18 protein-coding genes are annotated in these 19,174 nt (G+C 33.1%); 11 read left to right on the top strand and 7 right to left on the bottom strand.

Going from position 1 to position 19,174, the window contains the following annotated elements; genetic code table 11:
* Nucleotides 1-65: 65 nt before the first annotated feature.
* Nucleotides 66-857 (bottom strand): TIGR00266 family protein, encoded by a 792-nt coding sequence (locus tag ACTS9J_RS14690; RefSeq protein ID WP_115001895.1) that lies wholly within the window; start codon nucleotides 855-857, stop codon nucleotides 66-68.
* A gap of 143 nt (nucleotides 858-1,000) precedes the next feature.
* On the opposite strand from ACTS9J_RS14690, the gene ACTS9J_RS14685 reads away from it, so the two are divergent.
* Together ACTS9J_RS14685 and polA are read left to right on the top strand one after the other, a co-directional pair.
* Complete coding sequence (locus tag ACTS9J_RS14685) at nucleotides 1,001-1,333, top strand: 2Fe-2S iron-sulfur cluster-binding protein (protein ID WP_180905218.1); 333 nt, start codon at nucleotides 1,001-1,003, stop codon at nucleotides 1,331-1,333.
* 96 nt (nucleotides 1,334-1,429) lie between these two features.
* Nucleotides 1,430-4,267 carry a DNA polymerase I gene (gene polA / locus ACTS9J_RS14680; protein ID WP_448353413.1) on the top strand — a complete coding sequence of 946 codons (2,838 nt, stop codon included), beginning with the start codon at nucleotides 1,430-1,432 and terminating at the stop codon, nucleotides 4,265-4,267.
* Nucleotides 4,268-4,278: 11 nt separating this feature from the next.
* On the opposite strand, the gene ACTS9J_RS14675 is transcribed toward polA, so the two are convergent.
* A complete protein-coding gene (locus ACTS9J_RS14675; protein ID WP_291091721.1) occupies nucleotides 4,279-4,488 on the bottom strand; it encodes a hypothetical protein in 210 nt (69 codons plus the stop codon).
* 211 nt (nucleotides 4,489-4,699) lie between these two features.
* On the opposite strand from ACTS9J_RS14675, the gene ACTS9J_RS14670 reads away from it, so the two are divergent.
* From ACTS9J_RS14670 to ACTS9J_RS14660, 3 genes are all read left to right on the top strand, one after another.
* Nucleotides 4,700-5,221, top strand: coding sequence for a hypothetical protein (locus ACTS9J_RS14670; RefSeq protein WP_291091723.1), 522 nt, complete (start codon nucleotides 4,700-4,702; stop codon nucleotides 5,219-5,221).
* Between the two features lie 367 nt (nucleotides 5,222-5,588).
* Nucleotides 5,589-6,623: a hypothetical protein gene (locus ACTS9J_RS14665; RefSeq protein WP_448353412.1), complete on the top strand. Its 1,035-nt coding sequence runs from the start codon at nucleotides 5,589-5,591 to the stop codon at nucleotides 6,621-6,623.
* Nucleotides 6,624-6,641: 18 nt separating this feature from the next.
* Nucleotides 6,642-7,376 carry a GLPGLI family protein gene (locus tag ACTS9J_RS14660; protein WP_286484275.1) on the top strand — a complete coding sequence of 245 codons (735 nt, stop codon included), beginning with the start codon at nucleotides 6,642-6,644 and terminating at the stop codon, nucleotides 7,374-7,376.
* Nucleotides 7,377-7,438: 62 nt separating this feature from the next.
* Here the strand turns inward: ACTS9J_RS14660 and ACTS9J_RS14655 are convergent, their stop codons facing one another.
* The 5 genes from ACTS9J_RS14655 to recQ all read right to left on the bottom strand — a co-directional run bounded on the left by ACTS9J_RS14655 (nucleotide 7,439) and on the right by recQ (nucleotide 13,282).
* On the bottom strand, nucleotides 7,439-8,188 hold the full coding sequence (locus ACTS9J_RS14655; protein WP_221411924.1) for a class I SAM-dependent methyltransferase: 750 nt from the start codon (nucleotides 8,186-8,188) through the stop codon (nucleotides 7,439-7,441).
* A gap of 34 nt (nucleotides 8,189-8,222) precedes the next feature.
* Nucleotides 8,223-9,032: a type I methionyl aminopeptidase gene (gene map / locus ACTS9J_RS14650; RefSeq protein WP_448353411.1), complete on the bottom strand. Its 810-nt coding sequence runs from the start codon at nucleotides 9,030-9,032 to the stop codon at nucleotides 8,223-8,225.
* Complete coding sequence (locus ACTS9J_RS14645; protein ID WP_115001885.1) at nucleotides 9,029-9,451, bottom strand: BT0820 family HAD-type phosphatase; 423 nt, start codon at nucleotides 9,449-9,451, stop codon at nucleotides 9,029-9,031. The genes map and ACTS9J_RS14645 overlap by 4 nt, the downstream gene beginning before the upstream one ends.
* Nucleotides 9,452-9,478: 27 nt before the next feature.
* Nucleotides 9,479-11,014, bottom strand: coding sequence for a 2,3-bisphosphoglycerate-independent phosphoglycerate mutase (gpmI, locus tag ACTS9J_RS14640; RefSeq protein WP_221854507.1), 1,536 nt, complete (start codon nucleotides 11,012-11,014; stop codon nucleotides 9,479-9,481).
* Nucleotides 11,015-11,080: 66 nt separating this feature from the next.
* The gene (recQ, locus tag ACTS9J_RS14635) at nucleotides 11,081-13,282 is read right to left on the bottom strand and encodes a DNA helicase RecQ (protein ID WP_448353410.1); all 2,202 of its coding nucleotides are present in this window, start codon (nucleotides 13,280-13,282) and stop codon (nucleotides 11,081-11,083) included.
* Nucleotides 13,283-13,446: 164 nt separating this feature from the next.
* Between recQ and ACTS9J_RS14630 the strand changes: the two genes are divergently transcribed.
* From ACTS9J_RS14630 to ACTS9J_RS14605, 6 genes are all read left to right on the top strand, one after another.
* Nucleotides 13,447-14,412: a KpsF/GutQ family sugar-phosphate isomerase gene (locus ACTS9J_RS14630; RefSeq protein ID WP_125349795.1), complete on the top strand. Its 966-nt coding sequence runs from the start codon at nucleotides 13,447-13,449 to the stop codon at nucleotides 14,410-14,412.
* Between the two features lie 4 nt (nucleotides 14,413-14,416).
* A complete protein-coding gene (gene tatC, locus ACTS9J_RS14625; RefSeq protein ID WP_115001876.1) occupies nucleotides 14,417-15,250 on the top strand; it encodes a twin-arginine translocase subunit TatC in 834 nt (277 codons plus the stop codon).
* A gap of 68 nt (nucleotides 15,251-15,318) precedes the next feature.
* A complete protein-coding gene (locus ACTS9J_RS14620) occupies nucleotides 15,319-16,065 on the top strand; it encodes an electron transfer flavoprotein subunit beta/FixA family protein (RefSeq protein WP_448353409.1) in 747 nt (248 codons plus the stop codon).
* Nucleotides 16,066-16,091: 26 nt separating this feature from the next.
* Nucleotides 16,092-17,048, top strand: a complete 957-nt coding sequence (locus tag ACTS9J_RS14615; RefSeq protein ID WP_115001872.1) for an electron transfer flavoprotein subunit alpha/FixB family protein — start codon at nucleotides 16,092-16,094, stop codon at nucleotides 17,046-17,048.
* A gap of 108 nt (nucleotides 17,049-17,156) precedes the next feature.
* Nucleotides 17,157-17,789, top strand: a complete 633-nt coding sequence (locus ACTS9J_RS14610; RefSeq protein WP_038332620.1) for a bifunctional nuclease family protein — start codon at nucleotides 17,157-17,159, stop codon at nucleotides 17,787-17,789.
* 18 nt (nucleotides 17,790-17,807) lie between these two features.
* A complete protein-coding gene (locus ACTS9J_RS14605; RefSeq protein ID WP_180905208.1) occupies nucleotides 17,808-19,142 on the top strand; it encodes an MFS transporter in 1,335 nt (444 codons plus the stop codon).
* Nucleotides 19,143-19,174: the final 32 nt, after the last annotated feature.

Below are 19,174 nucleotides of genomic sequence, written 5' to 3'. Positions count from 1 at the left end.
ACGGTTTTACGTACAGCTCAAAAAAAAGAGTTTCAATTTGAAACCCTTCTTTATAAAATTAAATTTTAATCACCATCAATTAATCTTCCTAAACCTCCTAAAATAGAACCTTCACCTTGTGAAGAACCGCCTGCAGAAGGTGCATGTGCAATAATACGATCAGCCAATCGGCTAAAAGGTAAAGATTGTATATATACAACACCAGGACCTCTTAATGTAGCAAAGAAAACACCTTCTCCTCCGAAAAATGTATTTTTAATTCCGCCTATAAATTCGATATCGTAATGAACAGATTGTTCGAAACCAACGATGCAACCTGTATCAACTTTCAGAACTTCGCCAGCTTGTAAAACACGACGATGTAATGTTCCGCCAGCATGAATGAAAGCCATTCCGTCACCTTCTAATTTTTGCATAATGAAGCCTTCACCTCCAAAAAGTCCAGTTCCTAATTTTCGATTAAATTCAATTCCAACTGAAACACCTTTTGCAGCGCAAAGAAAAGCATCTTTCTGACAAATAAATTTTCCGTTCACTTCTGGTAAATCAATCGGAACAATTTTTCCTGGATATGGCGCAGCAAAAGACGCTTTCTTTTTTCCTTGTCCGTAATTTGTGTACGAAGTCATAAACAAACCTTCACCAGTCAACATGCGTTTTCCGGCATTTAATAATTTTCCGAAAAGTCCACCTGTTTGTTGTGATCCGTCCCCAAAAATTGTTTCCATTTTTACGCCATCATCCATCATCATAAAACTACCTGCTTCTGCTACAACAGTTTCTTGTGGATCTAATTCAATTTCGACAAATTGCATTTCTTCGCCGTAAATTTTATAATCTATTTCGTGTGAATTCATTTTTTTAATTTTACTAATTAGTTGACAAAATTCGTAATTCGTAACAGTTCTTATTTAAAATTAGTATTAAATATGAACCAATGAGGTATATTCTTTTTTTGAAAGTAAACAATCCGTATTTTTGTTTAACTTGAAAAAGTATTATGGCAGATATTAAAATTACAATTATAGATAGAGAAGGTGTTTCGCACGAAGTTGACGCGCCTACTGATATGAATATGAATATCATGGAGCTTGTGCGCGCATACGAATTAGCACCAGAAGGAACCATTGGTATTTGTGGTGGAATGGCGATGTGTGCCTCTTGTCAATGTTATGTGTTGACTCCAGAAATTCAATTACCAGAAATGACGCCTGATGAAGATGCGATGTTAGCAGAGGCATTTAATGTGAAAGATAATTCACGTTTAGGTTGTCAGTTACATCTTTCGGATGAAATGGATGGATTGGTTGTTGAATTAGCACCAGAATATTAAATTTTAGTTTTACGTGGTACGTTACAAGTTCTACGTCACAATTTTGTTATTATCGTTTAACGTAAAACGTTTGGCGTAATACTTAAAACTTATTAAATGAATCAATTAGATAAAAGACTTTTTTTGTTAGATGCTTATGCCTTAATTTTTAGAGGATATTATGCATTTATCAAAAATCCACGAATCAACTCAAAAGGTTTCAATACATCGGCAATTATGGGATTTACGAATTCCTTGTTCGATGTCATTCGACGTGAACAACCAACGCATTTGGCGGTTGTTTTTGATGTTGGTCAAGCAACAGTTCGTACAGTAGATTATCCTGAATATAAAGCAAATCGTGATGAAACGCCAGAAGCCATTCGTCAAGGCGTTCCGTATATTCAAGATATTTTACGCGCGTTAAAAATTCCAGTACTTTTTGCCGAAGGTTACGAAGCAGATGATGTGATCGGAACATTAGCACAGAAAGCAGAGAAGGCTGGTTATACAACTTATATGGTAACGCCAGATAAGGATTTTGCGCAATTGGTAACGGAAAAAATTAAAATGTATCGTCCTGCTGCAAATGGAAAAGGTGTTGAGATTTGGGGAATTGAAGAAGTAAAAGAAAAATTTGAAATCGACGATCCAATTCAAGTTATCGATTACCTTGGAATGATGGGTGATGCTGTGGATAATATTCCAGGTTTACCAGGTGTTGGAGCAAAAACGGCAAGTAAATATTTGAAAGAATTTGGATCATTGGAAAACCTTTTAGCGAATACAGATAAGCTGAAAGGGAAAGCTAAAGAAAAGATTGAAGAGAATAAAGAGCTTGGAATTCTTTCGAAGAAATTAGCAACGATTATTACAGATGTTCCTGTAGAATTTGATGAAGAAGATTTAACGGTTTGCCCGCCAGATATAGAAAAAGTTACTGAACTTTTCACGGAGTTAGAATTCCGTCGTATGTTAGAAACGGTTTACAGAATTTATGGTTTGGATGTTTCGGGAATTATCAAAGAAGCGCAAGAAGAAATTTCTGCGGCAAGTCAGATTTCTTCGAATCAAGTGCAAATGGCTCAACAATCATTGTTCGATTTTACGTCTGATGAAGAAATCGTTCCACAAAATTCAGCTTTTACAGATATTTCAACAACCAATCATTTGTATCAATTAATCGATACGAAAAAAGGAAGAGAATTATTGTTGAAAAATATTCTGAAACAAAAAGAAGTGACTTTCGATACAGAAACAACGTCTTTGGATGCGTTAGAAGCAGAATTGGTTGGAATTTCATTTTCTTGGGAAAAAGGAAAAGGTTATTATCTTCCTTTTTCAACAGATTTTGAAGAAACAAAAGCAATTATCAACGAATTTAAACCATTTTTTGAAGATGAATCAATTTCGAAAATTGGTCAAAATCTAAAATATGATATTAAAGTTTTAAACAAATATGACATTGTTGTTTTAGGTCAAAATTTTGATACGATGATTGCGCATTATTTGATTAATCCAGATATGCGTCACAATATGGAAGTGTTGTCAGAAACATATTTGAGTTATCAACCAGTTTCAATCGAAAGTTTGATTGGAAAAAAAGGAAAGAATCAAAAGAATTTCCGTGATGTTCCGTTGATGGAGCAAACCGAATATGGAGTAGAAGATTCTGATATTACAAATCAGTTGAAAAATCTTTTCGAACCAGAATTAATCAAATCAAATACACACAAATTATTCACTGATCTTGAAATGCCATTGATGCAAGTTTTGGCTGATATGGAATTGGAAGGTGTTAATTTGGATGTTCCGTTCTTGAAAGAACTTTCGGTAAAACACGAAGCGAAATTAAGAGAATTAGAAACAAAAATTCACCAAGATGCTGGAGAAGAGTTTAATCTTAATTCGCCAAAACAATTGGGAGAAATCTTGTTTGATAAATTACAATTAGATCCAAAAGCGAAGAAAACTAAAACTGGTCAGTATGCAACAGGAGAAGAAATTTTATCAAAACTGAAAGATAAGCATCCAATTATCAATGATATTTTAGAGTACCGTCAATTACAAAAATTAAAATCGACTTATATTGATGCGTTGCCAGAATTGGTGAATCCAAAAACGGGTCGCGTGCATACAACATACGCGCAAACGGTTGCTGCAACGGGACGTTTGTCTTCTGTAAATCCGAATTTACAAAACATTCCGATTCGTTCAGAAGAAGGTCAGCAAATTCGTAAAGCCTTTGTTGCGCGAGATGAAAATCATGTGATTATTTCTGCCGATTATTCGCAAATTGAATTGCGTTTGATTGCACAAATGTCACAAGATCCTGCAATGGTAGAAGCTTTCAAACATGGAGAAGATATTCACGCTTCTACTGCCGCAAAAGTTTTCAATGTAGCTTTAGATGAGGTGACGCGTGAACAACGTAGTCAAGCGAAAACGGTAAACTTCGGAATTATTTATGGTGTTTCGGCTTTTGGTTTAGCAGATCAAGCAAATATTTCGCGTAAAGAAGCCAAAGCATTGATTGATGCGTATTATGAAACTTACCCAACGTTGAAAGCGTATATCGAAAAACAAGTTGAGGTTGCTCGTGACCAAGGTTTTGTAGAAACGTTAATGGGACGTCGCCGTTATTTGAAAGATATCAATTCGAGAAATGCAGTAGTGCGTTCGCATGCTGAGCGAAATGCTGTAAATGCGCCAATACAGGGTACTGCGGCGGATATCGTGAAAATGGCCATGATTCAAATTCAGAAAGAATTGAAGAAAAATTATAAAACCAAAATGATTTTACAAGTGCATGATGAGTTAATTTTTGATGCACCAAAAGATGAGGTTGAAAAAGTTTCTGAATTAATCAAATCGACTATGGAAGCTGCAATGCAAATGGATGTTCCGTTAATTGCAGAAGTCGGAGTAGGAGCAAATTGGTTAGAAGCGCACTAAAATTTTAACTGTTACAATATTTTATAAACGCCACTCATTGAGTGGCGTTTTTTTGTTATTATTTTTCGTTGGATTGGTTGTAATTGTTTTTTTGGTTGGTTTTCTAATTTTTTCATTAAATACTTATCAAATAAATTCCATCCAGTTGTTATTATCATTTGAATGATTTTCGGAGTATATTCCGAATCAATTATCATAGAGATTAAATTTTCAAAATCCATTTTCATTTTATTTTATATATAAAAAAGTCAACAGATTGATTTTTTTACTGCTGACACAATATCAAACCTATGTAAAAGGATTTTTTTGAAAGGACACAAAAAACACACACCATTATTTTTCTTTTAAATAGAGGATGAAAGGTTTTTTAGCATTTCTAACAAAACAATTATTTTTTTATTATATTTATAACTAGTTATAAATTAAATTATTATGAAAAAAGTATTATGTTTTATTTTTACGTTTATTATGTTATTATCATGTGAGACTGCTGAATATATAACAGCAAAAAATATTGATACATTAAAACCAATGGAAAATAATTTTTCTTCATCAAAATTTAATGTTGAAAATATTTTAAGTGGTGAAGAAATTATAAGTAAAATAAAAAAAGATGTTAATTTAAAGGAAGAAGATCAACTTAAGAATATTTCTTTAAGAGAATTATCTAATGATGAAAAATCAGAAGAACAAAAATCAAAAAGAATGTATGTTTTAAGAGGTAAAACAGATAAAGGTGTAAGTATTGCACATGTTTTTACAGCAAATCCTGATAATACTCTTTTAATGAGCGAAGGATTAACTTGTAAATGCACATCTACAAATTGTTCACAAGGTTGTGATGCTTCTATATGGGGAGGTAATTGCAGTTGTTCTCATTGTTCTTCAGAATGCAAAAAGGAATCAACAGTTACTCAAGAATTTGAAGGTTTGGGTTTTAAATCAAAAAAATAAGTGAAATTTTAATAACAAAATAAGCTTGGTTAAATTTTAACCAAGCTTATTTGTTTCGTTACCATGTCCTCACGTTGCCTCTTTCTCCTTCCTTTTTGGTAGAACAAATTTAACAATTTTTTTATCTTGTAAGAGTAATTTTGAATTAAAGTATTCTTTTCCATAACATTAGTTTTCTGACAACACTCCTTTTTTCTTTATATCGCTTTTATTGTACTGCTCATGAGAAAAATATTATTTACAATAATTATAAAGAGTTACTTTTTAGTAGCGCTTTTTTTTGTTAAAATATCTATAAAATATTCTGATTAACAAATTCTTAACGAGATTAAAATATATCTTTAATTCATTATTGATTTTAAATTATATGAAAAAACTATTTTACTTATTTACATTGTTTACGATTTGTTTAAATGCTCAAATTGTTAATCTAAAAATATTAGACCTTTCTGATAATTTACCACTTGATGATGCGGATATTTATTTCAAGAATTCGACAAAGAATTTTGTTTCGGATCAAGAAGGAAAAGCTGTTGTTGATTTAAGTAATGTTACGCAAAATGATGAATTAATCGTTTCGAAAAAAGATTATCAAGATGCGATAATTAAGGTTTCAGAATTGAAACCAGAAATGATCATCAAACTCGAAAAAGTTTCCGAAGTTGAGTTAAAAGAAGCTTTTGTTACAAATCTGAAAGCTGAAGATATTTTACAAAAAGTAATCGAAAATTACGATAAGAACTTTAATATTGAACAATATTATTTCTTAGTTAATTTTCAACAAGATTTGTTATTTAATAATAATGAACGGGATTTTATTGATGCAGATTTACAGTTTAAATTTAAACGAGGAGATTTGAAAATTAAATCAAAAGGAATTGTAAACAACGAAATAAAAAGTGGACGAGAACCAAATTCAAATATTCGTTTGATTTATTATTTGGAGAGTATTTATTTGAAAGAAAAATATATTAAGCAATTTGTATACTTATTAAAGGAAAAGAAATATGAAGAATCTAATTTATCATTAACAAAATATGGAGATAGTTTTGTTTATGAAGTTACAATAAAAACAAAATCAAGAGATGTATTTCTGACAATTGATAAAGATACATTTGCTGTTGTTGAGTTTTATTGGGAAACGACTATTCCGGAAACTAAATATTCAGAAAATGAATTTTTAAGAGAAGCAAAAGTTGTTTATAAATATCGTCCTCATAACGGGAATTGGTTGTTGAAAGAAACGTCTGCAATTTGGAACACTACTTATGAAAAAGATGATGAAAAAACAGATTTAGATATGAATTTTAGTATAATCGTAAATGATTATAACACGCAACCTTTTTCAGAATTCAACAAATCGGTGAATGAAAAAATGGATATCCGTAGAAGTTTTAAATAATAAAAAAATCACAATAAAATGAAAAATATAATTGTAGGAATTACATTGTTTTTAGGAGTTAATCTTTTTGCTCAGTCAGAAAAAGAAAGTATTAGAGCGACGTATAAAGCCGAATTTATTTTTGATTACGAACAATCCAAAGATATGTTTCCCAAAAATTTACAAACCGCTTTCAAGTCTGCAATTGACCGAGGTATTTTTGTAGATTTTATTTTAGAAAGTAACAATGTGTTATCTATTTTCAAAGCTGATACGAAAATAAATAATGCACAAGATGAATCGGATATGGTTGTGCAAGAGATTTTGAAATCGGAACAAAATCCTTTGTATAAAGATTTTTCAAAAAATGAATATTATAAACAATTTGATATTAACGTCAAAACGTATTTGGTTAAAGAAAATATACCTGATTTTAATTGGCAATTATCGAAAGAAAAAGCGGTGATTAATGGTTATAATGTCGTGAAAGCGATTGGAGAAGATAAGGAAGGAAATACATTTATAGCTTGGTATTCGCCAGAAATAAAGTACAAAGATGGTCCGTATAATTTTGCGAATTTGCCAGGTTTGATTCTTCAAACTGAAATTATTACACCATATTTCAAAACGATTTTTAAAATTAATCAATTGGAAATTTTGACTAAAAAACTTGATATCACTTTACCAACAAAAGGTAAAATCTTAACCTTTCAAGAAATGCAAGATGATTTAAACTCGATAAGAAAATCATCAAATGAGGGTGTAGAAAAATAGTTTCCAAAATAAAAGCGTTACCCATAAAAGGTAACGCTTTTGTTTTGACTATTTTTTTTGAATTATACCATTGGTTTGCGAACAACTGGTAAAATTTCTCCTTTTTCTAAACAGTATTTTTGAACATCTTCTGACGGAATTTGTTTGGTATAATCAACTTTTTCTACGATAAACCCTACATCTTCTAAACGTTTGTAATAATCTAAACCATAGACACGAACGTGGTCATATTGTCCAAATTTTTCTTTTCGTTCTTCTTTCGATGTTACCGTTGGATCTTCATAAGTCACATCACGTTGATACGAAATAGGAACTTGAAAAATTCCCCAACCACCAGGTTTCATCACACGAAATAATTCACTCATGGCTTTGTGATCATCAGGAATATGTTCTAATACGTGATTACAAAAAACAATATCGAATGTATCATCTCCAAAAGGTAAATCGCAAATATCAGCTTTTACATCGGCTAAAGGCGACTCGATATCACTTGTAATGTACTCAAGGTTTTTCATTGAGCGAAAACGCTTGATAAAAGATTGTTCAGGTGCGATGTGCAAAACTTTTGCTTTTTCTGTAAAAAAAGAAGTTTCATTTTTGAGGTATAACCACATCAAACGATGTCTTTCTAACGAAAAAGTTCCTGGAGAAAGCACGTTATCGCGTTGTTTTTCGTAACCATAAGGCAACAAACTGTAATAACCTTGTCCATCTATTGGGTCTACGAAACGATTTCCTTTCATGAACCAAACCAAAACTGGACGAATAATATAACTACCTTGAATCAGTAAAGGACGAGGTAGAATATTCATGATTTTTTTTAAAAGCTTTTTCACAAAAGTTTTCTTAAGGTTTGAATAAAAATGGTTTTTCTTCGTCAGATTTGATACCTAAAGCATCGTAAATAAACTGATAAGTTGACAATAATTTTGGTTCGCCATCTACTACACAGACATCGTGCTCAAAGTGAGCCGAATATTTGTCATCGCGTGTAGTAACTGTCCAACCATCTGGGTGAAAGAAAACTTTTTCAGTTCCCATATTTACCATTGGTTCGATTGCTAAAACTAAACCTTCTTCAATTTTTTTACCTGATCCGCGACGTCCATAATTAGGAACCTGAGGTTCTTCGTGCATTTTGCGACCTAATCCATGACCTACCAATTCACGCACGACACCGTAACCTTCTTTTTCACAATGTTGTTGAATGGCAAAACCAATATCACCTACGCGATTACCTTTTTTCATTTGTCCAATACCTTTGAACATAGATTCTTTTGTAACACGAAGTAATTTTTCTGTTTCAGCATCAATTTCTCCAACCGCAAATGTATAAGCGTGATCTCCGTAAAAATCATTCATATAAACACCACAATCTACCGAAACAATATCTCCTTCGTTAAGTGGTTCATCGTTTGGAATTCCATGAACAACTTGTTGATTTGGAGAAATACAAAGGTTTTTAGGGAAATCGTACATTCCTAAAAATGCAGGATATCCACCATTGTCGCGAATAAATTCGCCTCCTAATTTATCTAAATGATTTGTTGTAACACCAGGCACTACTTCTTTGGCTAACATACCCAAGGTTTTTGAAACCAATTGAGCGCTTAGGTACATTAGTTCTAATTCTTCTTTACTTTTTAAATGTATCATAATCCGAAAAATCCTCTTTTCTTTTTCTTCTCAGGAGCTTTTTGTCCGTTTGCGTGAACACTTAATTCAATCTTTTTTGTGATGATTTGATAAACGTCACTCCAACCTGGGAAACCTCCTAAATTTCTGTCGTCGATAAAGATATCGGCATTTATTTTTCGACTTTGTGTATTTTTATCAAAGTCTTCTCCATCAAAACTATTGTTGATGGCATAAAACTCTATACCATTTTTTTTACAGAATTCTACAGCCTCATCTAAGTATTTACCACTACGATAAGTCCATAAAGTAAGGCGATATCCGTCGTTTTGTAATTGTTTCAATGTTTCGAAAGCGAAGATTTTAGCTTTTCCAATTTCTGGATATTTATCATCTACCACAGTTCCATCAAAGTCAACAGCAATAATTTTATTAATCATGTTTGTAAGTATTTAAAGTTATTTAGGTTATTTTTTTTGAACTATAATGTTTCCAGTCATTTCAGTTGGAATTTCAATTCCCATCAAAGTTAAGATAGTTGGCGCAATATCTCCAAGTTTGCCATGTTCAACATTCCATTCGATATTTTTCTGAGCCAAAATAAATGGAACAGGATTCGTTGTATGTTGCGTATTCGGTGATCCATCTTCGTTCATCATAAAATCTGAATTTCCGTGATCAGCCAAAATCACCACATTGTAACCATGTTCTAAAGCTGCATTTATAATTTTTTCCGCACAAGAATCTACTACTTCAGCAGCTTTTATTGCCGCAGACATAACACCTGTATGTCCAACCATATCTGTATTAGCGAAGTTAAGACAAATGAAATCCGCTGATTCTTTTTCGATTTCTGGTACAATTGCATTTGTAATATCATATGCTGCCATTTCTGGTTTCAAATCGTAAGTAGCAACATCTCTTGGCGAAGCACATAAAATACGAGATTCACCAACGAAAGGTTCTTCGCGACCACCATTGAAGAAAAATGTTACGTGTGGATATTTTTCAGTTTCAGCAATACGAATTTGCTTACGACCAGCATTCGCAATAACTTCTCCTAACGTATTTACAATATTTTTCTCATCAAAAATTACCGCAACTCCAGTATATGTAGCATCATATTCTGTAAGAGTGATATATTTTAGATTTAATTTATGCATTCCAAATTCTGGAAAATCATGTTGCGTTAAAACTTCTGTGATTTCACGTCCACGATCAGTTCTAAAATTGAAACAAATCACTACATCACCATTTTCGATTTTAGCTTTTGGTCGACCATTTTCATCCGTTACAATAATCGGTTTGATGAATTCATCTGTTACGCCTTCATTATAAGATGCACGAATTGCTTCTAATGGATTTGTTGTTGTTTCACCAACTGCATTTACCATTGCATCGTATGCTAATTTCACACGTTCCCAACGTTTATCACGATCCATTGCATAATAACGACCAGTAATCGAAGCGATTTCTCCTGTTGATTTTGTCATGTGGTTTATCAATTCTGTGATAAATCCTTCGCCAGATTTTGGATCTGTATCACGACCATCTGTGAAAGCATGTACAAAAACATTTTTTTGTAAACCTGATTGATTTGCTGCATCCAACAAACCTTTCAAATGATTGATATGTGAGTGTACACCACCATCAGAAACTAAACCGATGAAATGTACTTTTTTGTTATTCTCTAAAGCATATTGAAAAGCATCTTTTAAGATTGGTTCGTTTTGTAATGTTCCGTTTTCAACTGCCATATTGATTCGAACTAAGTTTTGGAAAACCACTCGTCCAGCACCCAAATTCATATGTCCAACTTCCGAATTCCCCATTTGACCTTCTGGTAAACCAACGGCTAAACCAAATGTATCCAACGTAGAATGCGGAAATTTCTCGAAACAACTATCTATAAAAGGTGTATTTGCTTGCGCGATTGCAGAAACAGCAGGGTTTGGTCCAATTCCCCATCCGTCCAAAATCATTAATATTGCTTTATTGTTCATTTTTCTTGTAATAATTAAGCCCAAAGATAAGCATTCCTTGGGCTGAAAGTTTATTTTTTGTATGGTTTAATTTGCGACTTCACTGATGAATTTGATACGCATTAAACGTAATTCTTCTTCATCATAATCGTCACCAAATTCATCTAACAATGATGACATTGAGTCGGTATCTGCATCCATCAAGAATTCATAAATTTCCTCTTGTTGGTCTTCGTCCAAAACTTCGTCAATGTAATAATTGATATTTAATTTTGTTCCTTGATAAACGATACTTTCCATTTCTGAAAGCAAATCGCTCATCGTCATATTTTTTGCTTCCGCAACATCTTCAAGATTTAACTTTCTATCTGTTGATTGAATGATATAAACTTTGTGGCTCGATTTGTCCGCAACTTGTTTAATCACCATATCTTCAGGACGAATGATATCATTGTCTTTTACATATTGCGCAATAAAATCTACAAATTCTTTCCCAAATTTTTGAGCTTTTCCTTCTCCAACTCCAAACACATTTGTTAACTCCTTAACTGTTGTTGGGTATTGCATTGTCATATCATCTAAACTTGAATCTTGGAAAACAGCAAAAGGTGGAATCTGATGTTTTTTTGAGATTTTTTTACGTAAATCTTTCAATTGTTTCAATAAAACATCATCAAAAGCAATAGGAGTAGAAGACGTTTCTTCTTTATCAAAGCTACCTTCTGATAACAATTTTTTGAAATCAATATCTTCGGCAATTTCAAAAGAAGTTGGCTTACTAATGAAATCTTTTCCAGATTTGGTAATTTTTAAAATACCATATGATTCGATTTCTTTCTCTAATAAATTACGTACAATTAATTGGCGTAAAATAGATTTCCAATAATAATCTTCTTTTGCTTTTCCAATTCCGAAGAAATCTTCAGAGCTCAAATTATATGATTTTGTAATAGAAGTTTCTTTACCAACTATAACATTTACAACATCATTTAATTTTAATTTTTGATTTGTTTTCTGAACAACATCTAATGCAATTACTGCATCATCTTTTGCTTCAATCATTTTTTTAGGATTGCGCATATTGTCGTCCATATTTGCCCCTTCGCCGTTTTTGTCGTCGAATTCTTCTCCAAAATAATGTAACAAAAATTTACGACGCGACATCGAAGTTTCGGCATATGCTACAACCTCAGAAAGTAATTGCATTCCAACTTCGCGTTCTGCAACAGGTTTACTTGCTAAGAATTTTTCTAACTTTTCGATATCTTTATAATCATAGAAAGCAATACAAACACCTTCACCACCATCGCGACCTGCACGACCAGTTTCTTGGTAATAACTTTCTAACGATTTTGGCATATCGTAATGCATCACAAAACGTACATCTGGCTTGTCAATTCCCATTCCGAAAGCAATTGTAGCGACAACGACACTTGCATCTTCCATCAAAAACATATCTTGATGTTTGCTACGTGTTTTGGCGTCTAAACCTGCATGGTAAGGAATGGCATTGATTCCGTTTACTTGTAAAAGTTGCGTAATTTCTTCAACTTTTTTACGACTCAAGCAATAAATGACACCAGATTTACCATCGTTTTGTTTGATAAATTTGATGATTTGTTTGTCTTGATCAACCTTTGGGCGGATTTCGTAAAATAAATTCGTACGATTAAAAGAATCTTTAAAAACTTTAGCGCTTTGCATTCCCAAAGTTTTCTGAATATCTTCTTGTACTTTTGGTGTTGCTGTTGCAGTTAAAGCAATAATTGGCGCATCACCAATTTTGTTGATAATCGCTTTTAGATTACGATATTCTGGTCGAAAATCGTGTCCCCATTCAGAAATACAGTGCGCTTCATCAATAGCAAAAAAAGAAATTTTTACCGATTTAAAGAAATCGATGTATTCTTCTTTTGTCAAAGATTCGGGTGCAACGTACAACATTTTAGTTACTCCATCTTTAATATCTGTCATAACTGTTTTCGTTTCTGACTTGTTTAAAGATGAGTTTAATACGTGGGCAATTCCATCATTTTCAGAAATTCCACGTATAGCGTCTACTTGATTCTTCATCAGCGCGATTAAAGGGGACACAATAATCGCGACTCCATCTGACATTAATGCCGGTAATTGATAACATAAAGACTTACCTCCGCCAGTTGGCATCAAAACAAATACATCTTCTTTATTTAGTAAGCTTGTAATGATTTCGTGCTGCTGTCCTTTAAATTGGTCGAAACCAAAATATTTTTTTAGGTAAGATGTTAAGTTTTTCGAAGTGGCTTCCATCTACACAAAAGACTAAAATTAATATTATAAATTAAATAGTTCCTATATTTGATAACTCTTAAATATACACATAAATTTTATATGATTTATATATAATTGAGTGTAAATAAAAAAGGAGAGTAAAAGTACGAAAAATTTTAAAAATAGACAATAGAAATTTTATTGTGGAAAATTCAGAATTAATACAAATAGCGCAAGGGGTATTTCGAGAAGAAATTCAAGCGCTGGAAGCAATAGCTTCTCGTATTAGCGAGTCTTTTGTTGATGCGGTAAATGCGATATATAACACGAAAGGAAAGTTGGTAGTTGTTGGAGTAGGAAAGAGTGCACACATTGCAAATAAAATTGTAGCAACCTTAAATTCTACTGGAACTCCAAGTCAATTTTTACATGCGACGGAAGCTATTCATGGCGATTTGGGTCTTGTACGACCAGAAGATGTGGTGATTTGTATTTCGAAAAGTGGAAATACGCCAGAGATTACATATTTGGCTCCGATTCTTAAACAATATGCATCAGTTTTGATTGGTTTAACATCAAATTTGAAATCAGAATTAGCAAAAAATTCAGACATTGTTTTGGATGTTAATATTGATAAAGAAGCTTGTCCCGTAAATTTGGCACCAACAACTTCTACAACGGCTCAATTGGTAATGGGTGATGCATTGGCGGTAGCTTTGATGAAATTGAGAGCGTTTACACAAAACGATTTTGCAAAATATCATCCAGGTGGAGCTTTAGGAAAACGATTATTGTGGACAGTAGAAAATATTGTTGATCCAGAAAGAAAACCTTCTGTGCATCCAGATTCTTCGATTACAGAAGTCATTAATTCATTAACATCAGGTCGTCATGGAATTACAGTTGTGATTGATAATGATAAAATTGTTGGTGTGATAACAGATGGAGATTTGCGCCGAATGTTATTAAATAATGAAACTTTTGCACATTTAACTGCGAAAGATATTGCTTCAATGAATCCGAAAACAATCAAAAAAGCTGAAAAAGCAAGAGAAGCTTTAGCGATTCTTCGTCACAACAGTATTGGACAATTGGTGGTGGTTGATGAAGAAAATCATTATTATGGAATTTTGGATATTCACTCAATTTTAAACGAAGGAATCGAATAAGCGTATGGCAGATAATACAAAATCGAGTATGTCATTTTTGGCTCATATTGGTGAGTTGAGAGGACATTTGGTTCGTTCTATTTTATCAATTGTGATTACATCTATTGCAGTCGCTATTTATTGGGACGAATTGGTGGAACATGTGATTATGGCTCCATTAAAATCAACTTTTCCAACGTTTGATATTTTTAATCAATTTGGTGAATTAACAGGTTTCGGAAAAATTTATACCGAATCATTTGATATTTCGAAAGAATTGACCAATCTTAATCCATCAGGACAGATCACTTCACAATTTTTTGCAGTAATTGTGTGTGGTGTAATTATCGCAATTCCTTATATTATTTTTGAAATTTGGCGATTTGTAAAACCAGCACTAAAAGAAGCTGAACGAAAATATGCAGGATTTACCATTTTCGCTGTTTCGTTTTTCTTTGTAACAGGAGTCTTATTTAGTTACTATATGTTGCTACCATTGTGTACACAATTTTTATTCACTTACGATCCTTTTGGTGTAGGAAATACATGGACGTTGCCAAGTTATATCGATTTATTTGTTCAATTATTATTATCGATGGGAGTTATGTTTTTGATGCCAGTTTTCGTTTACTTCTTAACGAGTATTGGAATCTTAACTCCAAAATTCTTGAAAGAATACCGTAAACACGCATTTATCGTTGTATTAGTGATTGCAGCTGCGATTACACCAAACGATGTGTACAGTATGATTTTAGTTACAATTCCTCTTTGGTTATTGTATGAACTAAGTGTATTGGTTTCAAATTCAGTTTATAAAAAACAACTGAAAGCGAAAAGTAACGACTTAGTAAAGAATTAACAATGTTATGCTTGCATAATAAAATAAATTAGTTATTTTTACATAAAAGAAAAAGTAAACACAAAATTATGAAGATATTAGTTTGTATTAGTAGTGTACCAGATACTACAGCAAAAATCAACTTCACAGCTGACGGAAAATCATTTGACAAAAATGGCGTTCAGTTCGTTATTAACCCGCACGACGAATTTAGTTTAAACAAAGCAGTAGAGTTACAAGAAAAACAAGGTGCTACTGTTACCATTTTAACTGTTGGAGATGCAACTGTAGATCCAGTTATGCGTAAAGCTTTAGCAATTGGTGCGAATGATGGAATTCGTATTGATGCTGATGCTCGCGATGATTTCTTTGTTGCTACACAAATCGCAAAAGCTGCTAAAGATGGTGGTTTCGATTTAGTATTGACAGGAAAAGAGTCAATTGATTATAATGGAGGTTCTGTACCAGGATTAGTTGCAGCAATGTTAGATTATGGTTTTGTAAACGGATGTATCGGTCTTGATGTAGAAGGTTCTTCTGCAAAAGCTGTTCGCGAAATTGATGGAGGAAAAGAAACCGTAGAGGTTGCCTTACCAGCTGTTATCGCAGGACAAAAAGGATTGGTTGATGAAGCTGCATTAAGAATTCCTAACATGCGTGGAATTATGCAAGCGCGTACAAAACAAATCGCAGTTGTTGCACCAGAAGCGACAGAAACTAAAGTTGAAGTTGTTGGTTATGTAAAACCTGCTGAAAGAGGTAATGTAACATTAATCGACAAAGACAATGTAGCAGAATTGGTAAGATTATTACACGAAGAAGCTAAAGTAATCTAATTATTCACCTAAAAAGAAATTAAAAAATGGCAATTTTTGTATACGCAGAGTCACACGACGGAAAATATAAAAAAGCAGGATTAGAAGCAGTTTCTTACGCAAAAGCTACAGCTGATGTTGCTGGAGATACTGTTACAGCAATCGTTTTTGGAAATGCTACTGCTGACGAATTATATAAATATGGAGCATCTAAAGTAGTTAAAGTTGATAATGCAGCTTTAGCAAAATTTGATGCAAATTCTTACGCAAAAGCTTTGGCTGAAGTTGCTCAAGGAGATGTTGTGGTTTTACCATCAACAAACGAAGGAGCGACTATAGCACCAGTTTTAGCATACAAAACAGGAGCATCTTTAGTAACAAATGTAGAAAAATCTCCAACAGCAGTTTCTCCATTCACAGTTGCACGTAAAGCATTCTCTGGAAAAGGAGTAGAAACTGTTGCAGTTTCAGGAAAAGTTGTAGTTACAGTTCTACAAAACGCATTCGGAGCAAAAGAAAATGCAGTTTCAGGTTCAGAAGAATCAGCTTCAGTATCAGTTTCTGATGCAGATGCAAAAGTAAAAGTTGTTTCAACAGAAATGGCTTCTTCTGATAAAATCGATTTGAAAGAAGCGGATATTGTTGTTTCTGCAGGTCGTGGAATGAAAGGTCCTGAAAACTGGGGAATGATCGAAGATTTAGCAAAAGTTTTAGGAGCTGCTACAGCATCATCTAAACCAGTTGCTGATATTGGTTGGAGACCGCATGCTGAGCACGTAGGACAAACAGGAAAAGCAATTGCGCCAAATTTATATATCGCAGTTGGTATTTCAGGAGCTATTCAGCACTTAGCTGGAGTTAATGGATCTAAAACAATTGTTGTCATCAACAATGATCCAGAAGCGCCTTTCTTTAAAGCGGCTGATTACGGAATCGTAGGAGATGCTTTTGAGATTGTTCCTAAATTAACTGAAGAGTTAAAAAAATATAAAGGTCAAGCTTAATCATTTTAAGATTATAAATTCAATCCGAATCATTTAGGTGGTTCGGATTTTTTTTATTCATTAAAAAAAGATTAAATATTCATCAGTTTTTCATAGATTTACGCCCAAATGGACAATTTAATTAGATTAAATATTAAAGGAATATCTTACAGTCAAACTCAGACTGGCGCATATGCGTTGATTCTAGAGGAAAATGTAGGAGGAAGAAAGTTGCCAATTATTATTGGGAGCTTTGAGGCACAATCAATCGCATTAGCTTTAGAGAAAGATATTAATCCACCTCGTCCATTAACACACGATTTGTTTATTTCATTAGGAAAAGAATTTCAATTGAATGTTGATTCTATTTATATTTATAAATTAGAAGATGGTGTTTTTTATTCGAATATTGTTTTTGTGAATGATGATGGACAACGTGCCGAGATTGATTCGAGAACTTCTGATGCAATTGCATTGGCTGTTCGTTTCAATGCACCTATCTATGCCTATGATAATGTTGTAGAAAAAGCTGGAATTCATTTGGACGTTATTGAAGAAGAAGAAAATATACGTCGCGCAGCAAATAACTTCGAAGATGATTTGGATATCTTGGCTGGTTTGGAAAATGATTTGTCTGATATCAACGAATATGAAGGTTGGACAAAATCTGAACTTGAAACTGAGATGGAAAAAGCTGTGAAGAATGAAGATTATGAATTGGCAGCTCGCCTTCGTGATCAAATCGATAACATGGGAAACTAATAACTATTTCAAATAATTATGTCTGTAAAGCTTAGACTTACAATCATGAGTTTCCTTGAGTTTGCGGTATGGGGAGCATACCTAACCTCTATGGGAAATTACTTAGGATCAGTTGGCTTAGGTCCAAAAATTGGTCTTTTTTACGCGATGCAAGGTATTGTGTCGATTTTTATGCCCGCAATAATGGGTATTGTAGCGGATAGATGGATTCCTGTACAACGTTTGTTGGGATTGAATCATTTATTAGCTGCGATTTTTATGTTTGCAGCAGGTTATTACGGAATGACAGCTGGAAACGATGTAGATTTTACAACAATCTTCGCACTTTATTCGGTTAGTGTGGCGTTCTTTATGCCAACAATCGCCCTTTCTAACTCAACAGCCTACACAATTTTAAAACAAAATAATTTAGACACAATCAAATCCTTTCCTCCAATCAGAACGTTTGGAACAGTTGGTTTTATTGTAGCGATGTTATTTGTTAATTTCTCTGGATTTAAAGATGGTGTTTTTGGATTTAACTTTTCAAGTGATCCAACATTCGTAAGTTTTCAATCCAATTATTATCAGTTCTTTGTATCTGGATTTTTAGGAGTTATATTGTTTTTATACAGTTTCTTATTACCTAATTGCCCAGTTAACAAAAGTTCTGAAAAACAATCTATTTCTGATGCATTTGGTTTAAAAGCTTTTGCATTATTTAAAGATAGAAAAATGGCAATTTTCTTTATCTTTTCAATGCTTTTAGGCGTTTCTTTGCAAATTACAAATGGATATGCAAATCCATTTATCACAACGTTTAAGGATATTCCAGATTATGCCAATACGTGGGGAGCAAGTAATGCAAATGCTTTAATTTCGTTGTCTCAAGTTTCTGAAACATTGTGTATTTTATTAATTCCTTTCGTGCTAAAACGATTCGGAATCAAAATCGTGATGTTGATGGCAATGGTAGGTTGGGTCTTACGTTTCGGATTATTTGGATTAGGAGATCCAGGATCTGGCGTTTGGATGTTTATCTTATCAATGATTGTTTACGGAATCGCTTTCGATTTTTTCAATGTATCAGGTTCGTTGTATGTAGACAAAGAAACAAACGAAGAAATTCGTTCTTCTGCACAAGGAGTTTTTATGATGATGACCAATGGTTTTGGAGCAACAATCGGAATGTTAATTGCACAATACATCGTGAATCATTTAGTGTATAGTCAAACTGATTTGACATTGCAGCTAGAAGGATGGAGACATTCTTGGTTTATTTTCGCAGGCTACGCATTAGTTGTTACGGTATTGTTCGCAATTGTGTTCAAATACAAACACAATCCAGACGAAGTACAAGATGTAAAACATTAAGGTGTAAAAAATATAAAAGCAAGAATCAAAAT

Source organism: Empedobacter sp. ULE_I140, from assembly GCF_053482575.1.
This window is presented reverse-complemented; position numbering and strand designations above follow the sequence as displayed.